General features: G+C 55.7%; 1 protein-coding gene. It reads right to left on the bottom strand.

The annotated features are described in order from the left end of the window. Positions 1-50: 50 nt before the first annotated feature. Positions 51-551: a 2TM domain-containing protein gene (locus BN1118_RS03865; protein ID WP_043135144.1), complete on the bottom strand. Its 501-nt coding sequence runs from the start codon at positions 549-551 to the stop codon at positions 51-53. Between the last annotated feature and the right edge of the window lie 163 nt (positions 552-714).

Raw genomic sequence — 714 nt, 5'->3', positions numbered from 1 at the left:
GGCCCGGCATCTGCCGGGCCCGTTTTTATTGGTCATGACGTACGAACCTGTTACAACTTGCGTCCCAGCCGTTTCTCTATCTGACGCCGTTCCCACTCGGGCCCGAACAACTTGAAGGGCTGGAACAGATTGATGGCATGGGAGATCAATCCCAATCCCCAACCCAGCGCCGGCCACCAGGCCCAGATATAATCCGGATTGCTGAGGTAGTTGATGACAAACAGCCCGCAAATTACCAGCACATAGCTGGCGATGTGGTAGTAGAAGCCCTTGAGCCCCTCCACATAACGCATGGCCGCCCGCTCCTCTGCCGACACCTGTACCGCATCCTGACCCATGGTTTCATTCCCTCTCATCTCGCGCTCCTGTTGTTGCGTCCCGTCTAACTGAGCCACATCAAGTTCAAAGACGGAGGCCAGGGCCTTGAGAGACTCCAGTCCGGGCTGCTGACCCTGTTCGATCCGCTGTATGGTGCGAACGCTCAGGCCAGTCAGGGTCGCCAATTGATCCTGGGACCAACCCCGCTGCAATCTCAACTTCCTGACGATCATCATGAGCTCCTTGTGGTGATTGACAGGGCCAGCATAGGGCCTGAGTGGAGGGCGGTGACACGACAGATGCCCGACATCAACCTGACTATCCTTTAAAATCAATACGTTAAAAAAATTTTATGAGCACTGTTGTCAATCGGCGGGCCAAGCACCTGGCTCGACC

Source organism: Aeromonas bestiarum (assembly GCF_000819745.1).
GTDB lineage: Bacteria > Pseudomonadota > Gammaproteobacteria > Enterobacterales > Aeromonadaceae > Aeromonas > Aeromonas bestiarum.
Note: the sequence above shows the minus strand (reverse complement) of the source record. Positions and strands in the feature narration are given on the sequence as shown.

What these genes read in the sequence shown, in the direction of transcription:
- BN1118_RS03865 (WP_043135144.1), bottom strand. Translation starts at nt 551, where the DNA reads ATGATCGTCAGGAAGTTGAGATTGCAGCGGGGTTGGTCCCAGGATCAA.